This window comes from Synechococcus sp. PH41509 (genome assembly GCF_020514285.1).
GTDB lineage: Bacteria > Cyanobacteriota > Cyanobacteriia > PCC-6307 > Cyanobiaceae > Parasynechococcus.
On the sequence record NZ_VTLD01000006.1, the window covers coordinates 1 to 8,924 of the forward strand.

At 61.8% G+C, this 8,924-nt stretch carries 7 protein-coding genes; 5 read left to right on the forward strand and 2 right to left on the reverse strand.

What is annotated here, in order from left to right; genetic code table 11:
• Together FZZ88_RS03165 and FZZ88_RS03170 are read right to left on the reverse strand one after the other, a co-directional pair.
• The coding region (locus tag FZZ88_RS03165; protein ID WP_230332809.1) for an ROK family protein at positions 1-793 on the reverse strand (793 nt) is incomplete at its 3' end.
• A 3-nt stretch (positions 794-796) separates the two neighbouring features.
• The gene (locus FZZ88_RS03170) at positions 797-5,239 is read right to left on the reverse strand and encodes a translocation/assembly module TamB domain-containing protein (RefSeq protein ID WP_166016684.1); all 4,443 of its coding nucleotides are present in this window, start codon (positions 5,237-5,239) and stop codon (positions 797-799) included.
• A 66-nt stretch (positions 5,240-5,305) separates the two neighbouring features.
• Here FZZ88_RS03170 and FZZ88_RS03175 point away from each other — a divergent pair, with 66 nt between their 5' ends.
• From FZZ88_RS03175 to FZZ88_RS03195, 5 genes are read left to right on the forward strand one after another with little or no spacing between them, the layout of a single operon-like run.
• Positions 5,306-5,743, forward strand: a complete 438-nt coding sequence (locus FZZ88_RS03175) for a Ycf51 family protein (RefSeq protein ID WP_166016685.1) — start codon at positions 5,306-5,308, stop codon at positions 5,741-5,743.
• Positions 5,743-6,144, forward strand: coding sequence for a DUF4332 domain-containing protein (locus tag FZZ88_RS03180; protein WP_166016686.1), 402 nt, complete (start codon positions 5,743-5,745; stop codon positions 6,142-6,144). The genes FZZ88_RS03175 and FZZ88_RS03180 overlap by 1 nt, the downstream gene beginning before the upstream one ends.
• Positions 6,145-6,190: 46 nt before the next feature.
• Complete coding sequence (locus tag FZZ88_RS03185; RefSeq protein ID WP_166016687.1) at positions 6,191-6,472, forward strand: hypothetical protein; 282 nt, start codon at positions 6,191-6,193, stop codon at positions 6,470-6,472.
• Complete coding sequence (locus tag FZZ88_RS03190; protein WP_166016688.1) at positions 6,462-8,066, forward strand: CocE/NonD family hydrolase; 1,605 nt, start codon at positions 6,462-6,464, stop codon at positions 8,064-8,066. The genes FZZ88_RS03185 and FZZ88_RS03190 overlap by 11 nt, the downstream gene beginning before the upstream one ends.
• 10 nt (positions 8,067-8,076) lie before the next feature.
• Entirely contained in the window at positions 8,077-8,787 is a 711-nt protein-coding gene (locus FZZ88_RS03195) for a DUF3887 domain-containing protein (protein ID WP_206339083.1), read from the forward strand.
• Positions 8,788-8,924: the final 137 nt, after the last annotated feature.

Sequence of the window (8,924 nt, forward strand, 5' to 3'; positions counted from 1 at the left end):
CCGGACCCCGCGCCCCCCCCTCGCGGCGTACTGACGGGAGAAAGTGATGCGCTGCCCCCGCCAGCCCACCACCCAGCAACACCAACTGAGGGGTAAAAACGTAAACCAAAGAGGCAACGCCACAGCCCAGACACTCGCCGTAACGATTCCAGACCTCAACCGCAGCCGGATCACCGGCATCGGCCTCTGCACTGAGCTGGCGGGGATCGCGATCGCAGAGCCGCCGCAGGCCCGTAATGCTCGCGAACTGCTCCAGGGAGCCACGGTTGCCGCTGTTGCAGGCCGGACCATCGGGCTGCAACCCGATCAGCCCCGGTTCCGCCGCAGCACCGTTGTGGCCTGTAAACAACTCACCCTGCAGGAGCACCCCCCCACCCACACCGGTACCGAGGGTGAGCAGCACCACATCCTCCACACCCTGCGCAGCACCGAGCCAGGCCTCACCCACCACAGCACAGTTGCCGTCATTAGCGAGGGTGACCCGGCGATTGAGCCGTGACTCCAACCAGTCCGCCAGCGGCACGTCCTCCCAACCGGGCAAGTTGATGCAAACCCGCGCCACCCGGGCTGCCGCATCCATCGGACCAGGAAGCCCGATGCCAACCGCCTCGGCCTGGTGCTCCGGGTCGATCTTTGCGATGGCCTCACAAAGGGCCATGGTCACGGCGCCAGGAACGGCGGGCTGCGGTGTGGGCCATTGCGCCTCCGCTAGCACCGTGCCGTCAGCACGAATCCGAGCCAGCTTGATCGCCGTGCCCCCGAGATCCACCCCAATCACCTGCGCGTCAGGCATCCCTTAGAACCGGAAGAACACCTGCAACTGGCTCTGCCAGGTGCCATTGGCATCCATGGCCGCAGACACGGTGGTGTTCGGCGTCAGCCGATAGGAGAGGGTTGCCTGGGGAGGAACATCGGTCGTGTTCGGTGCAGCCAGAACAGAGAGGTCGAACTTGTCGGTCAACGCCACACCAAACTCCGTCACCACTGTGAGTGTTGGCGAAATCTGGCCGGAGGTGCGCTCCTTCTCTGATTTCACATCGGGGTTGACGTAGGTCGGAAAAATCGCCACCTGGAGCCGTTGCCCCATGGCATCGGTCAAGGTGCCCAGCACCGGTGAGAGCAGCGACTGACTCAGCATCGTGGCCAAAGCAGCACCACCGTTTCCGCCCAAAGAGGCCAGGGAATTACCACCGATCAGACCCAACAGCTGCTGCTCGCTCATAGGTGGTGTGCTGCGTAGAACAAGATTTTCTTTGTCAACCAGACGGTTGGCCGGCCCGGTGGCCTGGACCATGACCTTCACCAAGCGGAGCTGACCACCCTCGGCATAAGCGCTGCCCGTGCCATTGGAAGCAAATAGGTTGGCACTGGTGATCTGATCGCTGCTGCCCGCGCTGACGGTGTCGGAGACCCTGGCTTGCATGGCGATATCCACATAGGGCACCAGACCCAGGGAGGGAGTAAACACCGCTGCATTCGCCGCCTGCGGATCCAAACGCAGTGGAGCAAGGGGAGGAATCCAGATCCTGCCGGACTTGAGCCGGATCAAGCCTCGCGCCTCCAAGGAGGGATCCAAGGGGCCGTTCAACGTGACGGCGCCTCCCCCTTTGAAGCTGATCCAAGGGGGCATCAGCACCTCGATATCAGGGCCCAGGTCCAGTCGAAGATTTTCAAAGCGGATAGCCGGCAGTTTCGGCATGAACCGTTGCAGCTGATCCGGACCTTGGATGGATCGGTTGGGGCCCATCAGGACCAGAGGTTCCTGGAAGTCCCACTTCTCCGCCAGGAGTTGCATCACCGATTCGGAACCCGGCTGTACCTCCTTTGAGGGGCCCTCAACACCGGTGGGAACGAGGGTTTGAAGTCCGCGCCGCCGAACCCGTCCGAAGAATCCGGACTGCGGCCGAAGCGTGCCTCGAGACAGGGTCAGATCTCCAGAGATGATGGGTTGCAACAAGGCACCGGAGACCTGCAGTTCACCATCTGCCTGGAACTGCACGATCGGCTGACGAATCTGACCTTGGCTGAGTTGCAAGGTGAGGGGTGGAGCATCGCTCCGTGGAGCAAACAGGCCGAGCGTTCCTGAGCCACGCAGCTTGCCGCCGCGGCCAACCTGGGCATCAAGGCGTTGCACCAAAACCCGATCGAAGTCGAACAGAACTGAGGCATTGATCCGGCTCAGCGCCTGTTCACCAATGCTGAGGTCACCGTTGGTAACGACAAGAAAGCCATTGGCTTGGGGTTGCTTCAGAGGCCCGCGCAAAAGCAGTCGCAGATCCGTGCCCCCCTGCTTGACCGTCAGCGAATCCCCCGCCAGAAGCGTCAATACGCCAAGGGCATCCCCATGGCTTTCAATCTTCAGGTATAGATCGGCATCGGGGTCAAAGGGAACGTCTCCCGACACGGTGATGGCTTCCTTGCTATCTCCCCCCCTCAGGGCGAGATCCAGGCGGATCAACTCACGGTCAACGACGACCGATCGCTGCTCCAACTGCAGCGGTTGGCCCGCCAGGCTGGCGGAATCGAGCACCAAATCGGAGGCCAGCAGGGGAGCATCTCCGCTGAGGTCGTAACGGCCGCGGATGCCAACGCTGCCGCGAAGCTGCGGCGGAACAGGTGCCAGCAACGCCAGCAGCGATAACGGAACCTGAAGCAGCGAGAGGTCACCGGATCCACCACGCAGCGGGCCACGCAGTGTCGCGACCACGGGTTCGAGCTGGAGAGCCTTGGCCTGGTTATCCCCCTCAATCCACAGATGGGCCTTGGCGATGAGATCGGCCTTCAGATGTTTTGGATCAGGACCCTGGATCGTTCCCGAAACGTTGACTCGTCCTTCCAAGCGCTCCAGTTGTGGTCCTTGACTGGGATGTGCCAGGGCATAAGCCTCGAGAGCACGTCGCGATTGCGCTAGGGCTCGCAACTGCCCATCGAGGGAACCGCCGAAAGTATTGATCAACAGCGTTCCAAGATCCTCGGCACGCCCAGTGGCCAAACCGGGATTGAGGTCGTTCCCTCTCAATTGACGGGAGATTAGGTACAGCCAGGTGACATCAAGACCTTCAGCCTCGATCTGACTATTGATCCGCCCACCTAGATCTCCGCGGCCCTTCAGCCGGATACTTCCGTCCAGGGGGGTAAGCGTTGCATCTGCCTGAAAACGTCCATCCGTCAGAGATCCCTCCAGATTGAGGCTCTTTATCGCAACTCCTGCCAAGGAGGGTTCAGCGATAGCCGCAGAGCCACTGACCGCGAACGGGCCCATGGACAGGCTCCCGGCGCCCGTCAGCTGGCCAGCCACCGCTTTGGGCTGGTTAACCGGAGCAACGATGAATCGAAGACCATCAATGTTGAGGTCCGCTGCACTCCAGCGATAGCGACGCTGCCCACCTCTGGGCGCCAAACCGTCCAGTCGCAACTGACCCTCGCCACGGTTGAGACGCACGGCCTGAGGCCATGCATCTGCGGCGAGCTCGGCCACGAGCGAGCCGGGCACTGAGGGCTGCTGGGCCGCCATCTCAAGGCGAGCGCCACGGCCGAGTTCACCGCTAAGGCGCCCCTGCCAACGTTCGGGAACCTGCAAGGCCCCGAAGCGGGGTTGGTCCAGCATCAACCTGATATCTGGCTGAAGGGCTGACAGTGGACCGTTCAGCCGACCCCGCGCCGCCACCCGGCCGTTCAAAGGCGTGCCAACCAAGGGGCTGAAGCGACTCATTTCCAGAGGCTTGAGTTCAAAGCCGCTCTGAAGTTCACCAGCTTGCAGCCGCCCCTGCTCCAGTTGCAGAGGCAGGCGCGCTTCCGCCCGCAGCATCGGGCTGGTGAAGCGATCCAGCACAAGAGCCGAATCCCCCGTGGACCATCGGGTCTGGAACGACCAGCGCTCTAGAAGAGGATTAATCTCCTGGCCAAGCTTCAGGGTCAGATCCGGTGAGGCCAAAGCACCACTGAAGTCAACGGCTCCAAGGATCGGAGCGGTTTGGCCCAAGCCAGCCTGAAGCGACGGGACGCCAGACCAGAAACGGGGATCAATCTGCAGCTCGGTGCTGCGCAGATCCAGGTTGGATCCAATCGTTCCAGCAAGCCCGAAGCGCAGTCCAGGGGCGCGGAGCCGGAGCCGATCCACCAAAACAGCCGGTTGATGAGGTTGAAGCCAAGGGGTGCGCCACTGACCATCCAACGTCAGAGCTGTGTTGAGGCCCATGGTCTCCGGCAGCTGGAGCTGACCATCGGCGCTCCACCGGGGCTCCTCCCAGGGGCCCTGGATCCGGAGCTTCAAGCGATCCTTGCTCGCGGGGCTGACATCTGAGCTGCGAACTTCAGCGCGAAGATCAAAGCGTTTGTTCAAAGCCACGGAGCCTGAGGCCAGAGCCTCAAACGATCCGAAACGCAGTGTTGCGGGCTCCAACTTCAGTTGATCAGCCTTACAACCAATGCTGAGGCGACGGCTCTGGACCGCCGCAAGTTTGAGACGGGTCAGCCTGACTCCACCCCGGCAGTTCAAGGCGCCACCGGTCCAGCTGATCTGGACATCGCCCTGCAGTTGCCCTGAGGCATCCAGATCCTGCATGGGGGCCATGACCGTCCCGAACGGTTGCAGATTGAGCCGATCCAGCCGACTGCGCAGCCTGAAGCTGGGCCGATCCCAGTGCCCTTGACCATCCAGACGCAACGAACCTTCGGAGTCGACCCAGCGCAGTGAAGATTCGGTGCTGAAAAATGCCTCCCCCAGCAAAACCGAGCCCTGGCTGCTGAGTTCAAGGGTCTGCCGCTGGGGGCCGAAACGCAGCCACGCGGGATCAGCCAACTTGTACTGGAGCCCAAGCCGCGGCAGGTCGCCTTCGCCGCTCGCAGGTCCAAACGTCCAGTAATGACCTGCCTCATTGACCTCTAACTGGCCGCGCAGCTTGTGCAGGGTGATCTGCAGAACCGGCTGCAAACGCCGAAGACTGGCCAGGGGCGCAAGGCTGACCTCAAATCCCGCCAGGCTTAGTTCAGAACGATCCGCCTCTGACGGCAGGATCTGGCTGGGGCCAATAGCCATTCCCCAAGGGCGTAATCCCTTGTAGGGACCGAGTTTCAGCGGATGACCAAGAGGAGCCGAAAGAGCTCTTTCCAAGGTGGGACGGAAGCGGGCAACGGTGCGCTCCGCAACACGATCAAGGGCGATGAAACCCGCTGTTCCAGCACCGATCAAAACGAAACTGCCCGCTGCCAGCAAGGCTCTGCGCCGCGTTTTCCCCATCAGACGCGACGGACATCCCGGAATCTCGCGCAATATAAGGAGACTGTTTTCAGTCCACCAGACCCCATGTCCTTCGATCAGCTGCTGCTCACTGCCGCTCCCTGGCTGGGCTGGTCCGGTCTTGGGCTGGGAGTGCTGACAGGTGTTGCCTTCCTCGCCCGTTGGGGCATCCGTTTTCGCCTGGTCGGCGTCAGCAGCTTCACGCTGTTGCTGGCGGTCAGCTGCTGGGCATTCGGCGTGAGCTACACACCACCCGTGGTGGTGGAGGGCGCTGTACGGGCACCGATCGTGTTCGACAACGGCAACGACCTGGTCGTGGCACAGGTTCCGACCGACCTAGCGCCTTCAACAGTCCAGGCCACCCTGGAGCAACTGGAAGGGAACCTGCGTGGCTCCGGCCGCAGCAGCAGCACTGTGCTGGTGCGGTTACGGGGAATCCAGACAGAAGGAGACGGCCAGGGCCGCCCCGTCATCCTTGGCGAGGTCAGCAAGACCTTTCGTTGATGCCGAACTTCAACGACACGATTCAGGAGCTTCCCCAGTCGTTTCGCAGGGAAAAAAAGGAGCTTGATCAAGCCGGCATTAACCACTGGTCGGCCATCCGTGACCTCACGGATCTGGAGTTGAGCCAACTGGCCCGCAGCGGTCAGGCATCGGCCCGCAATCTCAAACGGCTACGGGGCATGGCGCACTTGGTCTGCGGGTTGGATCTCCCCCCCCAGGACGCCGCGCTGCTGATGCATGCCGGCATTGCCACGCCGGCCGCTTTAGCGGCGTGCAGCCCCGAGCGCCTCGTACGCCAGACCGGCAGGCTGGAGCGCAGCCTCGGGACCAAAAGGCCCGCCGTCGTGGATCTGAAGGTGGCCGGCGACTGGATCCGACGCGCCAAACAACTTGCGAACTGACCCCAAGAGCCCCTACTTGCTGTCCAATCCTGCGTAAGAAGAATTCATGAGGTTGTCCCCCCTGCGCACAGCTCTGGTTGCTTTTGCTCTGATCGGGTCTCCCTCACTTGTGGGTGCTGCTGATTCAGATTTGCTCAACAGCGTCAAACGCAATCCTGAAAAAGCCAAGGCGATGTGTCGTTCATTCCGGGACATGAACGACAACGGCCAATCGGCCTACTCCAAGAAAGCCACCCACAAGGTCGCCACAAGTCAGAACCTGAACTTTCAGGATGCGGAAATCCTGGTGACCTACGTCGTGGGGATGCATTGCCCCGATGTCCGCTGAGACCAATGGAGTTCACTGCCGCCATGCGGCGCTGACGCTTCCTGATGGCGTCGTGCTGCAGTCGAGGCTTTGGCACCCCAGCCATGGCGGACCCTGGCCTGCCTTGCTGATGCGGCAACCCTATGGAAGCCGCATCGCCTCAACGGTCACCTACGCCCATCCAACATGGTGGGCCTCCCATGGATTCCTGGTCGTCGTTCAAGACGTGCGAGGTCAAGGGGAATCGGAGGGCAGCTTCGGGGGCTTTGGTCAGGAAGCTGCCGACACCACCGCCACCCACGCCTGGGTTCGCCAACTGCCGGAGTGCAATGGCCGCCTTGGGACCTACGGGTTTTCGTATCAGGGATTAACCCAGCTCACCGCAGCTGAATCCACGCCGCCACCGGATTGCACAACACCGGCGATGACCGGACTGGACGAACGTCGCCACTGGAGTTGTGAAGGAGGTGCCCACTGGTGGCACCTTGGACTCGGCTGGGGGCTCCAGCTCGCCGCTCTTCAGGCACAGCGACGAGGGGATGTAACGGCCTGGCTGGAGATCCGCAGAAGCCTGGAAGACAACCGTTACCTGCGGGACGGGCCTGCACTGCTGGAACGCAATGACCCCGACGGCATGGCTTGGAGATGGTTGCAAAGCGACCCGGCCCAGGAGCAGCAATGGACGGTTCATCACCCCCCCGTGACCTGGCTCCAACGCCCGATGCTGTTAATCGGCGGATGGTGGGACCCGCATTTGGTAGGCCTTCTCGACCTCTGGTGTCGCAGCCAGGCCGCCGGAGGTCAGCCATCACTCCATATCGGACCGGCCTCCCACCTGCAGTGGTGGCCGGAAACCCAGCAGCTCTTGCTGCAGTTCTTCCAGGAGCATCTACAGGATCGACCACCACTGGAGCCAGCGCCAACCAGCCAGCTCTGGAACATCACGGACCATCACTGGGACTCCATCCCCGCACCAGACGCGGTGGGAGAGATGTCATGGGGACTGCGAAGCCAGGGACTGGCCTGCATCGATCCACTCGACGGTTCGCTCGTGATGGATGGAGAGGGAGAGGGCGGGGTAAGCATTGTTCATGACCCCTGGCGACCGGTTCCAGCCATTGGTGGACACCTCGGAACAACCCCTGGCCCCGTGGACCGCTTTGCGGTTGATCAACGCAGCGATGTCGCAACATTCACCTCTGAACCTTTGGGGGCTGAACTTCTGCTGTCGGGTCAGCCGTTGCTGCTGCTGAACGCCCAAGCAGACCAGCCAGGGTTTGATCTCTGCATCAGCCTGTCGCGCCTGCCTGCTGACGCCAACACCGTTGAGCAATTGAGCACTGGCGTCCTGAGGGTTCGTGGGGATGAGGCGCTTATCTCAGCCTTCCGCAGCGTGACCCTTCAACCCCTTCAGGCCGCACTGGCTCAGGGAGATCGCTTGCGGATCTCAATCGCAGCAGCAGCGTGGCCTGCCATTGGCGTCAACCCTGGGCACGACGGCCTGCCCTGCGGAGCACCAAGCCAGGAGCACCGTGTGGTGACGCTGACACTCAAGCTTGCTGACTCCACCCTGCAGCTGAACCCCTTTGCCTCCGGCAGACTGAAGCTCGACTGATGATTGTGCTTTGAAGCTCTCTGCTGCCCTGCTGGCCATCGCTCTGTCAGCCCCGATGGGGTTGATCAGTCCCGCAGCAGCGGAGGAGCTAACCAGGACTGAACTCACGCCAGCCCAGGCAACCGCGGCCGCTGAAGTTCTGCTTGAGGCTCTGAAGGAGCGTCAAGGGAACGTGATGCATGGCGCCCTAGCAGCTCCAGTCCAGACCAGTGTTGATGTCAAGACCGTCCAGGCTCGCCTTGACCAACGCGTAGCCATCGAAGCGAGCCGCATTGTCAGCGTGATTCCCGGCTACAACACGACCACGATTGATGCTGTCGTGACCACCGCATCCGGTGACGAAGGGATGCTGATGGTGCTGGATGAAGACGGCAAGCTGCTCGCCTGGAAGTGGACCGATCGCATCCAACCCATCGAAACAACGGCACTGGAATTCACCCGCGACCTTGCGGCAGGCCGTTGGATTGCCGCGCGATCCAAGATGACCTTGGAACTTCAGGAAGAGCTGGCTCCAGGAGACCTGGAACGCAAGTGGACCAAGCTCAGCCGGGTCGCTGGTGGTTTCCGCAAGGTCAAGGACGCTGTAATCGCCCACCAGGGGGGGGATCAGCAACTCGTCCTCGTGGCTGTTGCCTTTGGCAAGGCCACATCCAACTTGTTTGTGATCTTCGACGAACGTGGTCGGATCATCAACGTCGACATTTCCCGGGACTTCGTCTGAAGATCAGCGGATCTGTTTCGTAAATCAGGCTTAACATCGCGCCCAATTCTTAGGTCTCCCATGGGTGTCGCCGCAGTCCTCGACTGGATGGTGCAGGACGGCGAACGGTTGGCGAATTGTCGCCATGACCACCCGTT